Source organism: Cellulosimicrobium sp. GQ32 (genome assembly GCF_059758455.1).
Genome location: NZ_JCAXEP010000001.1, coordinates 564266 through 584686 on the forward strand (window position 1 = coordinate 564266; position 20421 = coordinate 584686).

General features: G+C 73.6%; 14 protein-coding genes and 1 tRNA gene. 1 reads left to right on the plus strand and 14 read right to left on the minus strand.

The annotated features are described in order from the left end of the window. Nucleotides 1-9: 9 nt before the first annotated feature. The 11 genes from AC6CH9_RS02375 to AC6CH9_RS02425 all read right to left on the minus strand — a co-directional run bounded on the left by AC6CH9_RS02375 (nucleotide 10) and on the right by AC6CH9_RS02425 (nucleotide 11648). The gene (locus AC6CH9_RS02375) at nucleotides 10-1038 is read right to left on the minus strand and encodes a CAP domain-containing protein (protein WP_498153475.1); all 1029 of its coding nucleotides are present in this window, start codon (nucleotides 1036-1038) and stop codon (nucleotides 10-12) included. A gap of 97 nt (nucleotides 1039-1135) precedes the next feature. Continuing rightward, complete coding sequence (locus tag AC6CH9_RS02380) at nucleotides 1136-2128, minus strand: cation diffusion facilitator family transporter (protein ID WP_498153476.1); 993 nt, start codon at nucleotides 2126-2128, stop codon at nucleotides 1136-1138. Nucleotides 2129-2225: 97 nt separating this feature from the next. Next, nucleotides 2226-2750, minus strand: coding sequence for a monovalent cation/H(+) antiporter subunit G (gene mnhG / locus AC6CH9_RS02385; protein WP_498153477.1), 525 nt, complete (start codon nucleotides 2748-2750; stop codon nucleotides 2226-2228). Then, nucleotides 2750-3157, minus strand: coding sequence for an MrpF/PhaF family protein (locus AC6CH9_RS02390; protein ID WP_498153478.1), 408 nt, complete (start codon nucleotides 3155-3157; stop codon nucleotides 2750-2752). The genes mnhG and AC6CH9_RS02390 overlap by 1 nt, the downstream gene beginning before the upstream one ends. After that, nucleotides 3154-3753 carry a Na+/H+ antiporter subunit E gene (locus tag AC6CH9_RS02395; RefSeq protein WP_498153479.1) on the minus strand — a complete coding sequence of 200 codons (600 nt, stop codon included), beginning with the start codon at nucleotides 3751-3753 and terminating at the stop codon, nucleotides 3154-3156. The genes AC6CH9_RS02390 and AC6CH9_RS02395 overlap by 4 nt, the downstream gene beginning before the upstream one ends. Beyond that, nucleotides 3750-5345: a Na+/H+ antiporter subunit D gene (locus tag AC6CH9_RS02400; protein WP_498153480.1), complete on the minus strand. Its 1596-nt coding sequence runs from the start codon at nucleotides 5343-5345 to the stop codon at nucleotides 3750-3752. The genes AC6CH9_RS02395 and AC6CH9_RS02400 overlap by 4 nt, the downstream gene beginning before the upstream one ends. Next, the gene (locus tag AC6CH9_RS02405) at nucleotides 5342-5926 is read right to left on the minus strand and encodes a Na(+)/H(+) antiporter subunit C (RefSeq protein ID WP_498153704.1); all 585 of its coding nucleotides are present in this window, start codon (nucleotides 5924-5926) and stop codon (nucleotides 5342-5344) included. The genes AC6CH9_RS02400 and AC6CH9_RS02405 overlap by 4 nt, the downstream gene beginning before the upstream one ends. 11 nt (nucleotides 5927-5937) lie before the next feature. Then, nucleotides 5938-8997: a Na+/H+ antiporter subunit A gene (locus AC6CH9_RS02410; RefSeq protein ID WP_498153481.1), complete on the minus strand. Its 3060-nt coding sequence runs from the start codon at nucleotides 8995-8997 to the stop codon at nucleotides 5938-5940. Nucleotides 8998-9200: 203 nt separating this feature from the next. Next, the gene (locus AC6CH9_RS02415; protein WP_498153482.1) at nucleotides 9201-10274 is read right to left on the minus strand and encodes a hypothetical protein; all 1074 of its coding nucleotides are present in this window, start codon (nucleotides 10272-10274) and stop codon (nucleotides 9201-9203) included. 65 nt (nucleotides 10275-10339) lie between these two features. Then, complete coding sequence (gene dcd, locus AC6CH9_RS02420) at nucleotides 10340-10915, minus strand: dCTP deaminase (RefSeq protein WP_378218997.1); 576 nt, start codon at nucleotides 10913-10915, stop codon at nucleotides 10340-10342. 139 nt (nucleotides 10916-11054) lie between these two features. Further along, complete coding sequence (locus tag AC6CH9_RS02425; RefSeq protein WP_498153483.1) at nucleotides 11055-11648, minus strand: TM2 domain-containing protein; 594 nt, start codon at nucleotides 11646-11648, stop codon at nucleotides 11055-11057. A 152-nt stretch (nucleotides 11649-11800) separates the two neighbouring features. Here AC6CH9_RS02425 and AC6CH9_RS02430 point away from each other — a divergent pair. Continuing rightward, nucleotides 11801-11871, plus strand: a tRNA-Gly gene (locus AC6CH9_RS02430). 45 nt (nucleotides 11872-11916) lie between these two features. On the opposite strand, the gene AC6CH9_RS02435 is transcribed toward AC6CH9_RS02430, so the two are convergent. From AC6CH9_RS02435 to AC6CH9_RS02445, 3 genes are all read right to left on the minus strand, one after another. After that, nucleotides 11917-13347 (minus strand): ATP-binding protein, encoded by a 1431-nt coding sequence (locus tag AC6CH9_RS02435; RefSeq protein WP_498153484.1) that lies wholly within the window; start codon nucleotides 13345-13347, stop codon nucleotides 11917-11919. A gap of 132 nt (nucleotides 13348-13479) precedes the next feature. Next, nucleotides 13480-14775, minus strand: a complete 1296-nt coding sequence (locus tag AC6CH9_RS02440) for an AGE family epimerase/isomerase (protein WP_498153485.1) — start codon at nucleotides 14773-14775, stop codon at nucleotides 13480-13482. Between the two features lie 150 nt (nucleotides 14776-14925). After that, entirely contained in the window at nucleotides 14926-20346 is a 5421-nt protein-coding gene (locus tag AC6CH9_RS02445) for a GH92 family glycosyl hydrolase (RefSeq protein WP_498153486.1), read from the minus strand. Nucleotides 20347-20421 lie beyond the last annotated feature (75 nt).

Below are 20421 nucleotides of genomic sequence, written 5' to 3' on the forward strand. Positions count from 1 at the left end.
CCGGCGGGCTCAGCCCCAGCCGAAGAGCTGGGTCCACACCCGGTCGGCGTGCCCGACGCCGATCTCACGCAGGTCGCAGTCGAGGATGTTCGCCCGGTGCCCGGGCGAGTCCATCCACGCGCGCACCACGTCCTCGGCCGTCGCCTGACCCTTCGCGATGTTCTCCGCACCCGGGTTCGCGTAGCCCTGGGCCTTCGCCCTGTCCCACGGCGAGCGCCCGTCGAGGCTCGTGTGGTCGAAGTAGCCCTGGGCGAGCATGTCCTCGCTGTGGAGCTGCGCCGCGGCCGTGAGGCGCTCGTCGACGACGAGCGGGCCGCAGCCCACCGCGGCGCGCTCCGCGTTGGTCCGCTCGACGACGGCCGCGCCCTCCGCCGAGATCGCCCCCGGCCCGGCCGGGACCGCCGCGGCGGACGCCGAGGCGGGCGGCACGCTCGGCGCGGGGCCCGTGGCCTCGTCCGACGGCGCCGGGTCGGCCGAGGCGTCGCCCGGACCCGGCTGCGTCGGCTCCGGGGACGCCGTGGCCGGCCGGACCCCGTCCTCGGCCCCACCCTGCTCAGCCTGCTCCGCGCCGTCCGGCGGGACGTCCGGCGTGCTGGGCGCGGTCGGCTCCGCCGAGGTGTCCGAGGAATGCTCCAGGTCGTCCGCCGAGCGGCCGTCGGCGAGCGTCCGCGACGAGCGGTCGTCGCGCGGGTCCCGGCCGTCGAGCCAGGACTCGGGCTCGGTCCCCTGCCACGGCAGCGCCGCGACCACCGGGCCGAGCGGGCCCACGTGCTCCGGCCGGAGCTCGCCGGTCGCCGTCGCGACCGTGACCCCCAGCGGTGGGCCGAGCAGCAGCGCCGCGGCGACCCCCGACGTCACGGCGACCCGCGGACCGGACCGCAGGTGCCGCGCGAACGGGCCGCCCCGCCGTCGTGCGGCCCCGGGCGCCGGGACCGCGGACGACGTGCGCGCGGGCCGCGACGTCTCGGGTGCCGGTCGCGACCGGGGCACCTCCTCGGGCGCTCCGGCCCGGTGCCGGGGCGTGCGCTGCGGGGCCATCGGTCGACCCTACCCACCCCGCCCGCAGATGTGTACCGCTTCGTCCGTTCTGCCCGCTGTCCCGCTGCTGCCGAACCCGGGGTTCGGCACGGTGGGGTCAGGCGATCGACGGCTCCTCGGGCGCCGAGACGGTGAACACCGCGCCCGCGATGAGCGGCACGGACGTCACGCGGCGCTCGAGGTCGTCGAGGCGGCGCGCGACCGACGTCTCCGACTCGTCGCCGCGCAGGTCCACGCTCGCCACGAGGTACAGCGCGCGCGGGCCCACGTACTCCAGGCGCAGGTAGGTCACGCGCTCGACCTCGGGCAGGTCCCGGATGCCCTCCAGGACGGCGGCGCGCGTCGCGGGCATCGCGGCCTCGCCCACGAGGAACCGACGGTTGCGGTCGATGAGCACGACGGACACGACGGCGAGCACGAGGCCGACGACGATCGACCCGATCGCGTCCGGGACGGGAGAGCCGGTGAGCTGGTGCGCGAGCACCCCGCCGAACGCGACGACGAGGCCGACGAGCGCTGCGGCGTCCTCCGCGTACACGGCGCGCAGCGTGGGGTCGGAGGTCACGAGGACGTGGTGCAGCGTGTCCCGGTCCGCCGCCCGCGCCTCGTCGCGCGCCTGGCGGCGGGCGCGGAGGAACGACACGCCCTCCAGGACGAACGCGAGCCCCAGCACGGCGTAGGCGACGCCGTAGCTGTCCGCCGGCTCGGGGTGCACGAGCTCCTGGATGCCGTGCGTGATCGACACCCCCGCACCGACGGCGAACAGCCCGATCGCGGCGAACATCGACCACACGTACGCCTCGCGGCCGAACCCGAGCGGGTGCTGGGCGTCGGCGGGGCGCCGCGAACGCTTGTCGGCGACAAGCAGGAAGATCTCGTTGCCGGTGTCCGCCCACGAGTGCACCGCCTCCGCGAGCATGGACGCGGATCCGGTGATCGTCGCGGCGACGGTCTTCGCCCCGGCGATGAGCGCGTTGGCGAGGAACGCGACGATCACGGTGACGGTGCTCTCGCCGCCGCCCTCCGGCCGGGCGACCCGGGGGTTGCGCGACTCCGGCTGCGGCGGGGCGGGCGTGGGGGCGTCGGCCATGCTGCCGGTCTACCAGCCGTGCTCACGGCCCGCGCGCGGAGCGCAGGCCTCCAGCCCCGGGAGCGCTCCGCGCCGGCGCGGGATGGGCGGCGGCGCGTCAGCGCTCCGAGGCCTCGCTCCCCGAGGGCCCGATGTCGCCGGCGGCCGTGTCGGCGGTGTCGGCGAGGTCCACGTCGCCCGGGACTGCGGGCTCGGCACCCTCGCGCGGCACCGGCTGATCGGCACTGCCAGCACTCTCGTGCTCACCGACGTCCTCGCGCTCGGCCGCGTCCTGGTCGCGGGTGAGCTCGTCGACGACGAGCAGGTCGGTGCGCACCTTGCCGGTCCGGTACCCGGCGCGGCCGACCATGTGCGCGGCGACGGGCGACGTGAGGAGCTGGAAGATCACGACGAGGAAGAGCGTCGCGACGGCGCCCCACGAGCGCAGCCGGAGGCTCAGCCCCGCGAGCACGAGGATGAGCCCCAGGACCTGCGGCTTCGTCGCGGCGTGCATGCGCGCGAGCAGGTCGGGGAAGCGCACGACGCCGACGCCCGCGGCGAACGCGAGGAACGCGCCGCACAGCAGGAAGACGGCCGAGACGACGTCGGCCACGGTGTCCCAGAACGCGGTCGTCGGGTCCATCACCGCACCTCCCCCTCGGGCGCGCCGCCGTGGTGCTCGGGGTCGACGGCGGCATCGCGGTCGGCCTCCTCGGCCTCGCGGCGGGCGGCGTCCTCCGCCGCGACCTCGTCGGCCGTGCGGATGCGGCCCTCGTCCTCGGGCTCGACCGACGCGAAGCGCGCGATCGTCACCGAGCCCACGAACCCGACGAGCGACAGCACGACGAGGATCGGGATGGTGTCCGTGCGCCGCGAGAACGCCGCCTCGAGCGCGATCGCGCCGACGAGCGTGGTCGTGAAGACGTCGAGCGCGATGGTGCGGTCGAGCATCGACGGACCACGCTCGGCGCGGACGATCGCGAGGCTCGCGCCGACGGCGAGCAGCGCGGCGCTCGCGATCACGACGACGAGGTAGACGGTGTCGCTCATGCCTCGGCCACCTCTCGCGTCGCCGGGTCGCGGTACAGGCCCGCGGCACGCAGCTCGTCGTTGGACGCGAGCGCGTGCAGCACGCGCGCCTCCAGCGCGAGCGTGTCCGCGCGGACCTTCTCCACGCCGCCCGCGGCCTCGACGTCGAGCACGTGCAGGTAGAGCATCCCCGTGAGGCGGTGCGCCTCGACGACGATCGACCCCGGCACGAGCGAGGAGAGCTCGGCCGTGATGGTCAGGTAGATGTCCGACGGGTTGCGCAGCCGCACGCCGACGACCGCCCCGCGCGGCGTGTGCCGCGGCGTGAGCGCGAGCAGGCTCACCTGGAACGACGCGACGACGAGGTCGGAGACGAAGCGCGCGACGAGCACGGTGAACGGCCACGGCCGGAACTTCCCGCGCGCCGCGATCGACGGGAGCGGGAAGAACGTGATGACGGCGAAGCCGAGGATCACGCCTGCGAGGACGTTGCCCCACGACAGGTCGCCCCAGAGCATGACCCAGACGAGGGTCAGCCACAGGATCGTGCGCCACTGCGTGGTGACACGCGCGAACCAGCCGGAGGCGAGCGCGCGACGGCGGCGGTGCAGGCTCATCCGTCCTCACCCCCGGTCGTGGCGGGCTCCGTGCCGTCCGTCTCGCCCGTCGCGACCTCGTTCGACTCGCCCTGCCCGCGGTCCGAGTCACCCGGGAAGACGGCGTCGACGTACGTGTGGCCGTCGAGCAGCGTCGCGGCCGCACGCTCGGTGTACGAGTAGAGCGGGCCGGCCACCACGGTGAGCGCGAGGCCGAACGCGACGAGCGCCGTCGCGGGCCCGACCATGCCGCGCGGGAGGCGCGCGTCCGCGGGGATCTCGACGGGCGCCGTCTGCCAGAACGCCTTGTTCCACGCCTTGACGATCGCGTAGAGCGTGAGGAGCGACGTCACGACGGACCCGACGACGAGCGCCCACGCGAGCGGCGTGCCCTGCGCCACGCCCTCCTCCAGCAGGCCGACCTTGCCGAGGAAGCCCGACAGCGGCGGGATCCCGGCGAGGTTCATCGCGGGGATGAAGAACAGGATCGCGAGCCCCGGCGCGAGCTTGGCGAGGCCGCCGAGCCGGTCGAGCGACGTCGACCCGCCGCGGCGTTCCACGAGCCCGACGACCAGGAACAGCGTCGTCTGGACGGTGATGTGGTGCACGACGTAGAAGATCGCGGCGGCCATGCCCGGCTCGGACGCGAGCGCGATGCCGAAGATCATGTAGCCGATGTGGCTCACGAGCGTGAACGACAGGAGTCGCTTGATGTCGTTCTGCGCGACGGCGCCGAGGATCCCGACGACCATCGTGAGCAGCGCGAGCCACATGAGCACGTCGTCGACCACGCTGTCCTCGGGGAACAGCAGCGTCTGCGTACGGATGATCGCGTAGACGCCCACCTTGGTGAGCAGGCCGGCGAACACCGCCGTGACGGGCGCGGGCGCCGTCGGGTAGGAGTCGGGCAGCCACGCGGACAGCGGGAAGATGGCCGCCTTGATGCCGAACGCGAGCAGCAGCAGGAGCTGGATGGCGAGCGCCGTGCCCGGGTCGATCTCGGCGTAGCGCTCGGAGAGCTGCGCGAGGTTCACCGTGCCCGTCGCCGCGTACGTCAGGGCGATCGCGACGAGGAACACGATCGACGACAGCAGCGCGACGACGACGTAGATCGAACCCGCCCGGATGCGCTCGCCCGTGCCGCCGAGCGTGAGGAGCACGTAGCTCGCGGCGAGGAAGATCTCGAACCCGACGTAGAGGTTGAACAGGTCGCCCGAGAGGAACGCGTTGAACACGCCCGCGGCGAGCACCATGAAGGTCGGGTGGTAGATGGCGACCGGCGCCTCCTCGTCGCCGTCCGCCACGCCCTGCGCGAGCGAGTAGAGCAGGACGCACAGCATGACGAAGCTCGAGACCACGAGCATGAGCGAGGAGAGCCGGTCCGCGACGAGGTCGATCCCGACCGGGGCGGCCCAGCCGCCGACGTCGACGACGATCGGACCGGAGTCGGCGGCGACGAGCAGCCCCACCGATGCCGCGAGGACGAGCGCGAGGGCGGCGACCGTGATGAGCCGCTGCGCGCGCGGGTGGCGCCACAGCGCGAGCGCGGCGCCGGCTGCGACGAGCGGGAGGACGACGGGCAGCGGCACGAGCGCCGCGGCGGTGAGGCTCATCGCGGCTCCTTCCCGTCGTCGCTGCGGTCGTCAGGTCGTGGGTCGTCCGGCCGGTCGGGCCGGGAGCCGTCGTTGCCCGGCGCCACCGGGGACGACGGCGGTTCCTGCCCGTCGGTGATCCCGTCGCCGTCGCCGTCGGTCTCGTCGCGGACCTCGGCGGCCTCGTCGTCCAGGCTCGCGCCGCTCTCCTCCGTGTCCGCGTCCTCGAACGCGGGGGCGTTGCGCGCGGCGTGCCGCGCGACGCGGCGGTCCTCGAGGTCGTCCTGGACCTCGTCGTGACCGTGGAGCTGCCACGACCGGTAGGCCATCGCGAGCACGAACGCCGTGATGCCGAGCGTGATGACGATCGCGGTGAGCACCATCGCCTGGACGAGCGGGTCGCTCATCTCGTCCTCGGGCGTCGTGCCGATGAGGGGCGCTCCCCCGGCGCGCCCGCCCGCGACGAGGAACAGCAGGTTCGCGCCGTTGCCCATGAGGATGAAGCCGAGCAGGACGCGCGTCAGGCTGCGCTCCAGCAGCAGGTAGACGCCCGCCGCGAAGAGCACGCCGATCGCCAGCACGAGGACGACGCTCGGGGTCATGTCGATGACGTTCACCGCCGGCCACCGCCGATCGAGTCGGGCTCCATGGCCTCGAACGGCCCGGTGTCCTCGCCGGGCTCGCGCCCGGCGGCGGCGCGCTCGGCGTGCCGGTCGATCTCCGCGCCCAGGGTGCGCAGGATGTCGAGGACGAGGCCCACGACGACGAGGAACACGCCGACGTCGAAGAACAGCGACGTGACGAGGTGGATCTCCCCCACCAGCGGCAGCGCGATGTCGTACGCGTCGCTGCCGAGGACGTTGCCGGTGAGCAGGAACGCGCCGAGCCCCACGCCCGCGGACAGGAACAGGCCCGTGCCGAGCAGCAGGCCCGGGTGGACCGGCGCCGCCTCCCCGAGCTCGTACCGTCCGCCCGCGAGGTAGCGCACGATGAGCGCGATGCCGACCACGAGCCCGGCCGCGAAGCCGCCGCCCGGCGCGTTGTGGCCGGAGAACAGCAGGAAGAGCGCGAACACGATCATCGCGTGGAACAGCACGCGCGTGACGACCTCGAAGATCACCGAACGTCTCTGGGGCGCCAGCGTGCGGCCCGCGCTGAGCCACACGAGCATGCGCGGCTGGTCCTTCTCGGTGACCCCGCGACGGCGGAGCGCGGCACCCGGGTCCGCGCCGCCCTCGCTCCACACGCCCGAGCCGGACGACGTCGTGGCGGGCTTCGCTCCCGACGCGCGCAGGATCTCGCCGCTGCGCGTGCGCAGGAACACCAGCGACGCGACGCCGGTCGCCGCCGCCAGCAGGACGGAGATCTCGCCCATCGTGTCCCAGGCGCGGATGTCGACGAGCGTCACGTTGACGATGTTCTTGCCGTGCCCGAACTCGTACGCCTCGGCCGGGAAGTCGACGGAGATCGGCGTCGCGACCCGCGCGAGCGGCGCCACGACCGCGAAGCCCATCATGACGACGGCGACGGCCAGCCCGATGCCCAGGCGCACCCACCGGCTCGCGGCGAGCGGCCGGTTGGAGAAGTACGCGGGCAGACGGCGCAGCACGAGCACCATGACGACGAGCGTGATCGTCTCGACGAGGACCTGCGTGAGCGCGAGGTCGGGCGCACCGTGCAGGAGGAAGAGGACGGCGTTCCCGTACCCCGCGATGCCGACGAGGATCACGGCCTTGAGCCGCCGACGCGAGCGGGCGGCGAGCACCGACGCGACGCAGATCGCGGCGACCGCGACGAGCTGCGCGGGGCGGTCCCAGGCCTTGAGCTGCTCGGGCCACGCCGTCTGCACGACCATGACGATCCCCGGGCCCAGCACGAGGACCACGAGGATCGCGCCCAGGTAGAAGGGCAGCGAACCGCGCTGGGTGACGGCGGTGACGTCCGCCGCGAGGTCGTCGAGCTTGCGCATGATCTTGCGGTACGTGACGTCGGCCTCGGGGCCGGTCCACAGCGACGCCTGGAAGCGCTCGACGCGCGCTCGCTGCCAGAACAGCACGACGCCGACCGCGAGGACGAGGACGGTGAGCGCGAGCGCGGGGGTGAAGCCCGCCCACAGGACGAGGTGCCCGGGCTCGCCCACGGGGTAGGTGTCCGCGTAGGGCGCGAGGAGATCCTCGCCGAAGTGGGGCACGAGCGCGGTCGCGAGGCCGAGGACCGCGAGCACGACGGCCGGGCTCACGAGCAGGAACGGCTGGCGATGGATGCGCGCGGGGTCGATCGGCGGCTCCTCCGCCGCGACGGCGGGGCCGCGCGCGGGGCTCGGACGCAGGCCCACGTGCTCGTTCGCACGGGACGGGGACGTTCCGAGGTGCGGCTTGGACGCGAACGCGCCCCACCAGAACCGGATCCCGTACGCGACGGTGAACATCGACCCGACGACGACCGCCCACAGGACCACCGTGTCGACCCAGACGGGCCCCTCGCCGTGCAGGAGCGACTCGAGGGCCGCCTCCTTCGCGACGTACCCCGCGAACGGCGGCAGCCCGATCATCGACGCCGTCGCGAGCCCGCCTGCCACCGCCGTCCACGGCAGGGCCTTGCCCACCCCGGTGAGGCGGCGCAGGTCGCGCGTGCCGGTCGCGGCGTCGACCACGCCCACGACGAGGAACAGCGACGCCTTGAACATCGCGTGCGCGCCGATCATCGCGAGCCCGGCGAGCGCCGCGCCGCGCGTGCCGAGCCCCACGAGCAGGATGATGAGGCCGAGCTGGCTCACCGTGCCGAACGCGAGCACGAGCTTGAGGTCGTACTGGCGCAGCGCGCGGTAGCCGCCGACGAGCAGCGTGCCCGCGCCGAGCGCGATGACCATCGACCGCCACACGGTCGTGTCGGAGTACGCGGGCGCGAACCGCGCGACGAGGTAGACGCCGGCCTTGACCATGGCGGCGGCGTGCAGGTAGGCGCTGACCGGGGTCGGCGCAGCCATCGCCGCGGGCAGCCAGAAGTGCAGCGGGATGAGCGCGGACTTGCTCGCCGCGCCCACCAGCAGGCACACGATCGCCGCCGTCACCGCGCCGCCCGTGGGCGGGTCCGCGATGATCTCCGACATCCGGAAGGTCCCGCCCTGGACGCCGAGGATCACGACGCCCACGAGCATCGCGAGGCCGCCCGCCGTCGTCACGACGATCGCCTGCATCGCGGCGCGACGGCTCGCCTTGCGGTCCGCGTAGTGGCCGATGAGCAGGTAGGAGAAGACGGTCGTGAGCTCCCAGAAGACGAACAGGAGCAGCATGTCGTCCGCGGTGACGAGCCCGACCATGGCCCCGGCGAAGGCCGTGAGCACACCGCCGAACCGGCGCAGGCCCTGCGCGGTGGGCGAGAAGTAGGCCGAGCAGTAGACGAGCACGAGCGCGCCGACGCCGCCGACGAGCAGCAGCATGAGCCACGACAGCGTGTCCATGCGGAACGCGAGCTCGAGCCCCAGGCCGGGGACCCACTCGACGACCTGCGTCGGGTGCTGCCCCGACATCACGCGGTCGGTCCAAGCGAGCGCGTAGACCGCGGCCGACGCCGGCGCGAGCGCCATGACGAGGAACGCCCGGCGACCGAGGAGCGAGACGAGTGCGGGCGCGCCCAGTGCCATCACGAGATGGGCAACGAGCACGTAGAGCACGGGCCGCTCCGTCCGGGTCGGGGGCGGGGTGGGCAGGCAGATCCGGGGTCTTGCTGGACTTGTCATCGTCGCACCCGCGGAAGGGAGTCGCAGGGCACGACAGTTCACGGCGACGGCGATGCCGTGCCGCGAACCATTTTACCGACTCGTCAGCCCTGCGCGGGCCCCGCAGCCCGGACCGTGACCGATTCCTCAGTCTCCCGTCAGAGATCCTCGGGGTCCACGAGGAACTCCGCCTCGTCCGCGATCTCGCCCCCGACGGCGTCGTGCAGCGTCCGCGTGACCTGCGCGACGACCTCCGCCGCCCGCTTGCGCGCGACCTGGTGGTCGAGCGACGGCTGCTCCTGCTGGGACTCGACGAGGTCGCGCGGCTCCCAGCGCACGCGGTAGCTCACGGCGCCGTCCGCCGTCCACGGCAGGCCGCGCAGCAGCAGCGGCAGCGCCTCCTCGCCTCCCACCTCGACGGCGACGAGCCCGTCCATGCCGAGGTCGACGATCAGGCCGTAGCCGTCGAGGACGGCACCCGTCGTCAGCGCCTTGATGTCGACGTCGTCCGCCGCCGCGTGGATCGCGCGCCGGAGCGCGGGGTCCATCTTCTCGCCCGGGTACAGCGGCAGGTCGGCGATGCCCTTCGGGGGGCCCTCGTACGACTTCCCCTCGGTCGCGAGCCGCGTGCGGGGGTTGAGCCGTGCGACGAGCGCGAGCGCGGCGTTGGGGTCCAGCCAGACGTCCGAGTACAGCGTCATGTCGATCGCGACGCCCGGGTCGGGCGTGAGGACGACGCCCGGGGCCGCCGGGTTCCCGACGTCGGTCCGCACCGACCCGCCGAGCCGTCGCGCGGCTGCGACGAGGAACGCCACGACCCGCTCCTCCTCCCGCACCGGCAGACCGCCGGGGAACGCGCGGCCGATCCCGTCGCGGTCCCCGCCACCGGGGTACGGGACGTCGCCGCGCTCGCGCGGGCACACGACGTCGAACACGAGCGTCGTGCCCGGCGGCAGTCCGGAGCCGGGGCCCGCGAACGGGCCCGTGACCGTCGTGTGGCGCGACGTGCGCAGCACGCCCGGCGCCCCCGGGGCCGCGGTGCGGGCCGGCGGCACGAGCGGTTCCGTGCCCTCCGGCGCGACGTCCCAGCGCGCGCCCGCGAACCGCGACAGCGCGAGCGTCTCGACCTCGTCGACCACGACGTCGGCCGGGAGCCCGAGCAGGTGCCGCGCCTGGTACGACTGCGCGGCGCCGGGCCCGTCGGGGTGCGGCAGCGGCGGGAGCGGGCTCATGCGGTGCGGTCCTCCGGTCCTCGGGTCCTGCGGGGTCGAACGGCGTCCGACGCGGCGTGCCGCGCTCAGACGTCTGTGCGGTGGAAGCTCTGCCACGAGCGGGAGGCCGTCGGGCCGCGCTGGCCCTGGTAGCGGGAGCCGTAGACGCTCGACCCGTACGGGTTCTCGGCGGGCGACGACAGGCGGAAGAAGCAGAGCTGCCCGATCTTCATGCCCGGCCACAGCGTGATCGGCAGCGTCGCGACGTTGCTCAGCTCGAGCGTCACGTGCCCGGAGAACCCCGGGTCGATGAAGCCGGCCGTGGAGTGCGTGAGGAGGCCGAGCCGGCCGAGGCTCGACTTGCCCTCGAGGCGCGCCGCGACGTCGTCGGGCAGCGTCACCGCCTCGAACGTCGACCCGAGCACGAACTCCCCCGGGTGCAGCACGAACGGCTCCGCCGGGTCGACCTCGACCAGGCGCGTGAGGTCCGGCTGGTCCTGCGACGGGTCGATGAACGGGTACTTGTGGTTGTCGAACAGCCGGAAGAACCGGTCGAGGCGCACGTCGATGCTCGACGGCTGGAGCATCGCCGGGTCGTACGGCTCGAGCTGGACGCGCCCGGCGTCGAGCTCGGCCCGGATGTCGCGGTCGGAGAGCAGCACGGCCCCACGCTAGCCGACGCCGGGACGTGCACGGACCGGGTGCCGAACCCTGGATCGGCGGTCACCCCACGGTGCCGAACCCGGTGATGCGGGTCCTCTCGACGTCGAGGTGACCGGCATCCCCGGGTTCGGCGAGGCGTCAGGCGCGCAGCGGGCGGCCGGTCGAGTCGACCGAGTAGTAGCCCGTCTTCGAGGTCAGGTAGAGGATGCCCTCGACGAGGCCCCAGATCGCGATGACCGGCGCGGCGAAACCGAACGACAGCACCGACACGAGCAGCATCGTCAGGCCGATGCCCGTGTAGCCCAGGTAGAACCGGTGGATGCCCAGGCTCCCGACGAGGATGCCGAGCAGGCCCGCGGCGAGGCGGGACTTGGCCTGGGGGTCGTACGCGGGGTCGAAGCCCGGCTGCCCGTACGGGCCGGGCTGCGCGTACCCCGGCTGCTGGCCGTAGCCCTGCTGCGGGTAGCCCTGGGGGTAGCCCTGCTGCGGGTCGGCGCCGTAGGGCTGCCCCGGCTGCCCGTACGCCTGCGCGCCGGGCGTCCCGTACGGCTGCTGGCCCGGGGCGTCCCCGTAGCCCTGCTGCGGCTTGCCGTACGCGTCGCCGTAGCCGGGCTGCTGGTCGTGGCCCGGCGCCGTGCCCGACGGCGTCGCCCCGCCCCCGTAGGCCGGGTCGCCCGGGGCCGGGGTCCCCTGCGCGGGGTCGGGCTGCTGCTGGTACGGGTTCTCGGACAAGGCTGCTCCTCGGCGCGCGCCGCACACGGGCGCGGATCGGTCGTCGTGCGGTCGGGTTCTGGCATCACCGGCGACGTCCGCTATGATCGGGGCGCGCGCTGGTTCGCCGAGGATCCTCCCAGAGGGCCCGGGGCGGACGCCACCAGCGCCGCGCGGGTGTAGTTCAATGGTAGAACTTCAGCTTCCCAAGCTGATAGCGCGGGTTCGATTCCCGTCACCCGCTCAGCGCTCGAGAGCCCCGCACCGGTCCGGTGCGGGGCTCTCGTCGTCATGGCCAGGCGGCGAGCAGGTCGTCGGCCGTCCACACCCGGGACAGGCGCGGGTCGTCGTCGGCACCGGCCGGGCAGACCGCGACGAGCGGGGTCGCGGCGCCGACTCCCGGCACGTGGACGGCGTCGATCGCGAGCGCGGCGACGTCCCGCGACGTGAACGGCGTGCGGGCGTGCCACTTGATGCTCCCGACGAACGCGATGGCACGCGCGGGGCGTGCGTCCGCCGCGACGAGGTCGATCTCGGGGGTGTTGTTCCGCGGCCACCACCCTCCGACCTCTCGGGCACCGGGCCAGGTCTCGTCAGGCAGCAGCCGCGCGAGAGCCTCCCGCACCACGGGTTCGATCGCGCGACCGCGCCAGGACGAGAACGCCCCCTCGAACCGGGCGACAGCCAGGTCGGGTCGACCGCGGTCGATGTCCGGGAGCGCGGGCTCGACCATCGCGAGCCAGAACCGCAGCGCCGGGTCGGACACCCGCCAGCGCCGGTCCTTCGACGCGGCCCGTGTGGAGAACGGCTCGTCCGCGGCGATCACGCGCTTCTCCGCCAGCAGCCCGAGCGACCGGTCGAGCGTGGTCGGGGAGATCGATCCGTCGAGAGCCTGGAGGATCCGCGAGTGGGTCCGTTCGCCCTTGCCGCCGATCGCCGTCAGCACCAGCCGGGCGTGCGACGTGGTCGGCAGCTCGCCGTCGAGGACCCTCGTCCCGGAGACGACGAGCGCACTGGTCGGCCGCTCGTACGCACGGCGCACGAAGGCGACGGGCGGCTCCTCCGGCTGCCACTCCTGCGCGACGAGCGGCTGCCCTCCCGTGACGAGGAACGCGTCGAACGCCTCCGCTCCCGTCAGTCCCGTCATCCGGGCGACGTCCCGAGGGGAGAGAGCACGCAGCAGCATCTCCGTCGCTCGCCCGTGGAACGGCTGGTCCGGCCTCCCGAGCGCCTCCATCATCGCGAGGTCGCTCCCGAGAAGGAGCAGGAGCACGGGGCGTCGCGAGAGCTCCCGGTCCCAGACGCGCTGCAGCTCCCCGGCGCCACCCTGGATGCCCTCGAGCAGCCAGGGCAGCTCGTCCACGACGACGATGGCCGGGGTCTCGGCAGGCAGCGCAGCGGCCAGCAACCGGAGGGCAGCGGTGAGGGAGGTGGGCCTGTTCTCCTCCGCGACGGCGGCACCGGGTAGGTCCGACCGCGCGACAGCCTCGGCGAACGCCGCGAGCTCGTCCCCCGGAGGAGCGTGTCGCGCCGCCTGGAAGTACACGGACGGGACGCCCTCCCGCTCGATGAGCTCTGTCACAAGGCGCGACTTGCCGACGCGGCGTCGGCCTCGAAGCAGCACGGCGACGCCGGCGTCCGCCCGCCCGCCCTCCCGGACGACGTCCAGCTGGTGCGCGAGCTCGCGCAGCTCCGTCGCACGTCCGACGAAACCCGTCATGAGACCCCCTCAGATCAAACCCCCACCAAGAATACTAACTCTTGTGGGGGTATCAAGCGCCGAGCCCGGGGTCGCTCCTCACGGCGACGGTGACGTGGGGAACGACCCCGGGCTCGGCGGTCTGGGTGGGCGTCAGCCCAGGATGCTGCCCGCCGCCTTGGCCGACGCGGCAAGCGAGCCCGTCAGGGGCAGGTCCGGGAGGATCACCGCCTGCGCGGCGTGGTAGACGTCGGGCTTGCCGACCCACGTGACGCCGTCGGGCCGGTTGGCCGTGTCGAGCTCGTGGTGCCACGAGCCGCGCTCGGGGTCGACGAGGAACCGGTCGATCCATGCCCACCAGCCCGCGGCGGCCTCGGCGAAGCGGGACTCCCCCGTGACCCGGCCGAGCACGTCGGCCGCGGCCACGGCCTCGGCCGCGACCCAGTGGTAGCGGCGCGGCTCGACGGGCACGCCGGACCAGTCGACGGTGTACACGAACCCGCCACCGTGCTCGCCGTCCCAGCCGTCGGCGACGGCGCGGTCGAACAGCGCGACCGCGGCCTCGGTGCGCGCGCCGGGCGTGCCCGACGCGATGTCGACCTGGAGGAGCAGACGCGCCCACTCGAGCCCGTGCCCCGGCGTCGACCCGTACGGCTTGAACGGGTCGCGCGGGCGGTCGGCGTTGTAGTCGGGCAACGGGTTCCAGTCCGCGTCGAAGTGCTCGGGGATGCGCCACTCGTTCTCGCGCGCCCAGCCGATCACGCGGTCGGCGATCGACGCGGCGCGGCCGAGCCACTCGGCGTCGCCCGTCGCGTCGTGGGCCGCGAGCAGCGCCTCGACCGCGTGCATGTTGGCGTTGACCCCGCGGTACTCGTCGAGCGTCGTCCAGTCGCGCGACCACTCGTCCGCGTGCATGCGCGGGCCGGGCTCCCAGAAGCGCTCGTCCAGGACGGCGAGCGCCGCGTCGAGCAGCTCGCGCGCGCCCTCGCGGCCCGCGATCGTCCCCGACGCCGCGGCGAGCACCACGAACGCGTGCGCGTACGCGCTCTTCGTCCCGTCGACCGGCACGCCCTCGCCCACCTCGAGATCGCCCGGGCGCCGCGCCGGGCCGCGAGAGGACACCCAGCCACCGTTCTCCGCGTCCACGAGCACCGCGCGCAGACCGTGCAGCGCGGCGTCTGCCCGCTCCCCCGCCCCCGCCACCCCGAGCAGCGACGCGAACGCGTAGACGTGCGCCATGCGCGACGTGATCCACGTGTGCACCGGCTGGGACAGGTCGGGGCGCCCGTCGTCGTCGAGCCACTGCGCGGCCCCGTCCGCGCGCAGCGACGCCTCGCCGAAGCGCAGCAGGTCGGCCAGCTGGGCGCGTCGCCAGCGAGCGCTGCCGGCCGTGAGGTCGCCCCGCGGGTCGGGGGCGGGCGAGGGCTGCTCGGACGGGTGCTCGGTCATGTCTCGGTCCTTCTCGTGCTGGGAACGTGGTGCCGCACCGGGCGCGGTGCCGGTACGGCGCGGTGCCCCGGGACGATCATCCCGGGGCACCGCCGGTGGTGCATGCTCACCTCACGCCCCGGAGGCCGGGGCGCGAGGTGGGCTCAGGGTTCAGCCGCAGGTCACGGCTGCGTAGTCCGCCGTGATCGACGCCGTCACCCCCTGGTCTCCACGGGTCGCCTCGACGGTGACCGTGCCGGCCCCGACCGACGTCGCCCGCGTCGCGAACGACTGGTAGGCGTTGGCCCCCGGCGCGACGGCCGCGAACTCCTTGGTGCCGAACGGCGTGACGAGCCGGATCGCGACGGGCGCGTCCTCGCCGTTCTCCGCGCGGACCGCGACGTACGCCTTGCCGGCGAGGCAGCGCGTGCTCACCGTGACGTCGATCGCGAGCGTCGGCTGGCCCTCGGTCACGGTCACGGGGACCTCGACCACCTGGCTGGTCCAGCCGTCGTCGACCACGACGTACGCGGTGTACGTCCCGGCCGCCGAGTAGGCGTGCGAGCCGGAGACGGACCCGTCCGCCACCGTGCCCGCCGCGACGTCGGAGCCGTCGCCCCACGTGACCGCCGCGCGGAGCTCGGCGCCCTCGCGGCCGCCGGTCACCTGGGCGAGCACGGTCTCCGTCGTCTGCCCGACGGCGAGCGTCACGCCCTCGGCGGCCGTGAGCTCGAGCGCGGGGTGCTCGGCGAACGTGCCGTCGTGCGCGACCGCGACCACGTGGATGCGGCCGTCGCGCGAGAGCTCGCCCGGCTGGTCCGGGAGCGTGAGGCTCACGGCCCGCTTGCCCTCGGGGAGCGTGATCGGCGCCGTCGCGAAGAACGCGGCCGGGGTGCCGGTCTGCGGGCTGCCGCCGCGCAGGCGGTTGTCCGTCACGGCGACGGGGATGTTGCCGAACACGGGGTTGCGCGCCGCGCCCGACCAGTCGCCGAAGCTCAGGTCGATGGGCTGCGACGAGCCGTCGTCGAAGGTCAGCACGCCCTGGGCCTGCTGGTTCTTCTCCGTGCCGGTGCCGACCACCGAGAGCTGCTCGGCGTCCGCGGGGACCTCGAGCTCGATGGTCTGGCCGTCGCCCGTCGCGTTGTCCGGCTGCCCGGCGGGGATCGCCGGGACGTCGAACGCGAGGTCGGTGCCGGGCACCGTCGAGCGCTGACCCTGGACGAAGCCCTTCGCCGCGAGCTGCGCCCGGTCGAAGAACACGCCCTGACCGTCGCACGAGCCGACGGTCGTCCCGAGGTCACCGATGCAGACGTTGTCGTACGCGGCGAGCAGCGAGCCCTCGCGCAGGAGCGAGACGGAGACGTACGAGGTGGTCGAGACGGGCTCGATCCCCTCGCCCGAGACCGTGACGGTCACGGGGTAGACGCCCGGGGCGGTCCACGAGTGCGCGGCGTTCACCGCGTACCCGCCGAACGCACCCGCCTGGAGCGAGCCCGCGACCGGCTCGGAGCCGTCGCCGAACGCGACCTGCACGTCGAGCGCCGACGCGTCGCCCTCGACCCCGGTGAGGGTCGCGAACGAGCCCGAGACCTCCCGGCCGGTGACCGTCTCGCGGTCCGCGGCCGCCGAGAGCGTGAGCTCCTCGGCGCCGGAGGCCTTCGGGTCGGCGAGCAGCTCGACCTCGGCGAGCGACAGCGCACCGGAGCCAGACGCCGCGGTGACCGTCACGCGGTACCGCGCGAACGCCGTCGGCTCCGCGACCGTGAACGGCCGCGTCTGCAGGGCCCAGCGGAACTGCTCGCCGGACCGCTCGTCGAGCGTCGTCCAGGTCTCGCCGTCGTCGGAGCCCTCGAGGGTCCACGCGGACGGCGACGCCGTCCCGCTCGCCCCGGAGGTCAGCGTGTACGACTCGACCGTCGGCCGGATGCCGTTGCCCGCCCACGTGATCGACGGGGTCGTGGTGGCGAACGTCGTGCGCGTGCCGGACGTGTTGTCCGTCAGCGCCGCGGCGCTCGTCGACGCGTCGCCGTCGGCGACGGTCGTCGTGCCGAGGCCCGCCGTCGTCGCGTCCTGGACCGGCGCCGGGGGCTCGTCGCCCTCGGTGAGCGACGGCGGCGCGTCGTCCTCGCCCGTGCCCCAGTCGGACGGCTCCGGGCCCATGACGAAGTCGAGGGTCGCGCCGCCCGAGAGGTCGGCCTGCGAGAGGGACGTCGAGGTGCGGGCCTCGCCGTCCACCGCGAGCGACTGCACGTAGACGTTGTCCACCGAGTTGTTCTCGGCGTTGACCACGAGGTCGCCGTCCGGCAGGTGCACGGTCGCCTTGTCGAACAGCGGCGAGCCGACCGCGTACTGGTCGGAGCCGACCTGGAGCGGGTAGAAGCCGAGCGAGGCGAAGATCCACCACGACGACATCTCGCCGTTGTCCTCGTCGCCCGGGTAGCCCTGGCCGATCTCGCTGCCCACGAACAGGCGGCGGGTGACCTCACGGACCTTCTCCTGGGCCTTGGAGGGTGCGCCCGCGGCGTCGTACAGCCACGGGATGTGGTGCGACACCTGGTTGCTCATGCCCCACATGCCCATGCGGACGTCGCGCGCCTCGCGCTGCTCGTGGATGCCGCCGTTGCCGGCACCCTTCTCCGGGGTGGAGAAGAACAGGTCGAGCTTGTCCTCGAGGCCCTGCTTGCCGCCGTACAGGTTCGCCAGGCCCTGGCCGTCCTGCGGCGCGTGGAACGCGAAGTTCCAGCCGCTCGTCTCGGTGTACCCGCCACCCCACGCCTCGGGGTCGTAGGTCTCCGGGTCGACGGCCCACGTGCCGTCCTCGTGCCGCGGCACGAAGAAGTCCACCTCGGGGTCGAACAGCTCGACGTAGTGCGTGGCGCGCTCGAGGAAGTACGCGGACTCCTCGCGCAGCGTCTCGCGGCGCTCGTCCGGCGTGGCCGGGTCCTCCGCGAGGGCAGCGGCCATGTTGCCGATGCCGAAGTCGTTGATCAGGCCCTCCAGGCCCCACGACACGGACTCGTGCGTGGACTCCGGCGTGAACCCGAGGAACGGCGACGTCTGGAGGCCCTTGCGGCCCACGGCGTTGTTCGGCGGCGCGACGGACGCGTTGCGCAGCGCGGCGTCGTACGCCTCGAGCGCGGAGTCCGTCGGGAGCGAGCCCTTGAGGTACGCGTCCGCGAACGCGACGTCGGAGCTCGTGCCCGTCATGAGGTCCGCGTAGCCCGGGGAGGACCAGCGCGCGACCCAGCCGCCGTCGCGGTACTGCTGGACGAAGCCGTCGATCAGCTCGCCCGCGAGCTCCGGGTAGAGGAGCGAGTACGCCGGCCAGGCCGTGCGGTACGTGTCCCAGAACCCGTTGTTCACGTAGATCTTGCCGTCGACGATCTTGGCGTTGGTCTGCGTGTCCGTCGCCGAGCCGGTGGTCGCGGAGACCGGGCTCGCGTACTTGTACACCGGCGCCTGCGCCGTACCCGTGTTCTCGAACTGCGAGTTCGGGTACAGGTTGAGGCGGTAGAGGTTCGAGTACAGCGTGACGAGCTGGTCCTCGCTCGCGCCCTCGACCTCGATGACCCCCAGGCGGTCGTTCCACGCCTGCGCGGCGGCGGCCTTGACCTCCGTGAAGGTCTTGCCGGTCACCTCCAGGTCGAGGTTCTTGCGCGCCTGGTCGAGGCTGATGAACGAGGTCGCGACGCGCAGCTCGACCGTCTTGTCGGACGACGTGTCGAACGTCGCGAAGCGCGCGTCCGCACGGTTGCCCGCCGCCGTCCCGACCGCCGTCGGACTACGGTCGAAGGTGCCGGCGACGAACATGCGCGTGCGGCCCACGGACAGGCCCGAGCCGTTCTCGACCCAGCCGGAGATCGTCCCCGTGGCCTGGTCGTACGTGAGCTTGGACGAGCCGTCCACCTTGTCCACGAGCACGTGGCCCTTGGCGCCGGGGTAGCTGAAGCGGAGCACCGCGCCGTGGTCGGTGGGCGTCGCCTCGATCGCGGACCCGTTGGTGAACGTGACCCCGTAGTAGTCCGGGCGCGCCAGCTCGTCGGCGTGGTCGAACTCGAGGCCGCGCGTCGAGAGCGTGGCGTCGGGCGTCCCGGACGCCGTCGACGGGAGGAACGTGAGCTGGTTGCGGTCGCCCATCCACGGGCTCGGCTCGTGCGAGACGCCGAAGCCCTGGAGCACCGGCTTGTTGTTGGCGTTGTTGGCCTTGTGGTACTCGTACAGCCAGCTCTGGGACGACGCGTTGGTGTAGGGCACCCAGAAGTTGAACCCGTTGGGCGTGGCCGTCGCCGGGATGTTGTTCCCACGCGAGAAGCTGCCCGACGCGAGCGTGCCGCGGCGCGTGTCCACGTAGTTGGCGAGGCTCGACCCGTCGATCGTCGCCGGCTGCGCCGTGATCGCGACGTCGTCGAGCCAGCCCGCGAACTTGGTGCCGGCGTGGCCACCAGGGTTGTCGTAGCCGAGCAGCACCTGGTCGACGGTCTTGCCCGCGGCGACGTCGCCGAGGTCGACCCGCACGGAGTTCCACTGGTCGGCGTAGAGGATCTTGCCCTCGCCCTGCGCCTGGGCCGTCGCGACGGTCTCGTGCGCGTCGCGCGCGCCGAGGTCGGACAGGTAGGTGCCGTCGGTGAACAGCACGTCCACCGCCGCGTACGTCGACGGGTACTGCAGGTCGTCGAGCAGCTCGGGGAAGATCGTGTAGCTCAGGCGTGTGTCCTCGCCGACGACGACGTCCACGTCGTCGTAGAGCACGTTGGTCGCGTAGGTCTCGCCGTCGGCGAGGTGCGAGCCGTCGTACCGCAGCGAGTGCAGGCCGGAGAACCCGACGCCCGCCTTGTTGGTGAAGCTCACGCGCGGCCCCGTGCCGACCTTGGTGTTCATGGGCGCGGCGGAGGGGCCGGCGCTCAGGTCGGCCGAGAGGTCCCACCCGGCGAGCTGGACGATGGAGTCGCCCGAGTTCGCCGTGACGTTGAGGCGCAGGTAGGTGTAGGCCTCGGTGGGCTCGTCGAGCTCGAAGCTCCGGGTCTGCTGCCGGTTCGGGAAGTCCTCGTCGGTGCGCTGGTCGAGCGGGGTCCACGTGGTGCCGTCGTTCGAGCCCTCGACCGTCCAGGTCTTGGGGTCGCGGCCCGCCGCGTCGTCGCCCGACGTCATCGAGTAGGCGACGAACGACACGGGCTCGGTGAACTCGTACCGGACCCAGCCGGTCGAGGCGAACGCGAGCCACTTGGTGCCGGAGCTGCCGTCGGCGAGGTTCGCGGCGCCCTCGTTCGGCAGGTTCTGGGCGCTCGCCGTGACGGCCTTGAGCTTCCCGAGCACGCTGCCGGGGAGGCCGCTCGTGAACGACCCGACGTTCGCCTGCCAGGGCGCGCCGTCGCGCTCGGCCACCGTGGTGGCGAGCGCGGCCGGGTCTCCCGACTCGAAGGACGACGAGAAGTCCCCGGGCTCCGCGGCGGCGGCCGGGGCCGCGGCGAGGACGCCGACAGGGACTGCGAGAGGGACGGTGAGGGCCGCGGCGAGCGCGAGGCCGAGGGGCCTCGCGCGGCCGCTCCCGGAACGCGCGGCTGCCGCGCGTCCGGGCGGGAGGGGTCTGGTCATGCTCGCGATCTCCTTCGATCATCTGACAGCGCTGTCAGGCTGCAGGGGTGCCCCTGACAACGCGCAGGGGGGAAG

Coding starts and splice junctions, on each gene's coding strand:
- AC6CH9_RS02375 (WP_498153475.1), bottom strand. CDS start 1,038: ATGGCCCCGCAGCGCACGCCCCGGCACCGGGCCGGAGCGCCCGAGGAG.
- AC6CH9_RS02380 (WP_498153476.1), bottom strand. CDS start 2,128: ATGGCCGACGCCCCCACGCCCGCCCCGCCGCAGCCGGAGTCGCGCAAC.
- mnhG (WP_498153477.1), bottom strand. CDS start 2,750: ATGGACCCGACGACCGCGTTCTGGGACACCGTGGCCGACGTCGTCTCG.
- AC6CH9_RS02390 (WP_498153478.1), bottom strand. CDS start 3,157: ATGAGCGACACCGTCTACCTCGTCGTCGTGATCGCGAGCGCCGCGCTG.
- AC6CH9_RS02395 (WP_498153479.1), bottom strand. CDS start 3,753: ATGAGCCTGCACCGCCGCCGTCGCGCGCTCGCCTCCGGCTGGTTCGCG.
- AC6CH9_RS02400 (WP_498153480.1), bottom strand. CDS start 5,345: ATGAGCCTCACCGCCGCGGCGCTCGTGCCGCTGCCCGTCGTCCTCCCG.
- AC6CH9_RS02405 (WP_498153704.1), bottom strand. CDS start 5,926: ATGACCCCGAGCGTCGTCCTCGTGCTGGCGATCGGCGTGCTCTTCGCG.
- AC6CH9_RS02415 (WP_498153482.1), bottom strand. CDS start 10,274: ATGAGCCCGCTCCCGCCGCTGCCGCACCCCGACGGGCCCGGCGCCGCG.
- AC6CH9_RS02435 (WP_498153484.1), bottom strand. CDS start 13,347: ATGACGGGTTTCGTCGGACGTGCGACGGAGCTGCGCGAGCTCGCGCAC.
- AC6CH9_RS02440 (WP_498153485.1), bottom strand. CDS start 14,775: ATGACCGAGCACCCGTCCGAGCAGCCCTCGCCCGCCCCCGACCCGCGG.
- AC6CH9_RS02445 (WP_498153486.1), bottom strand. CDS start 20,346: ATGACCAGACCCCTCCCGCCCGGACGCGCGGCAGCCGCGCGTTCCGGG.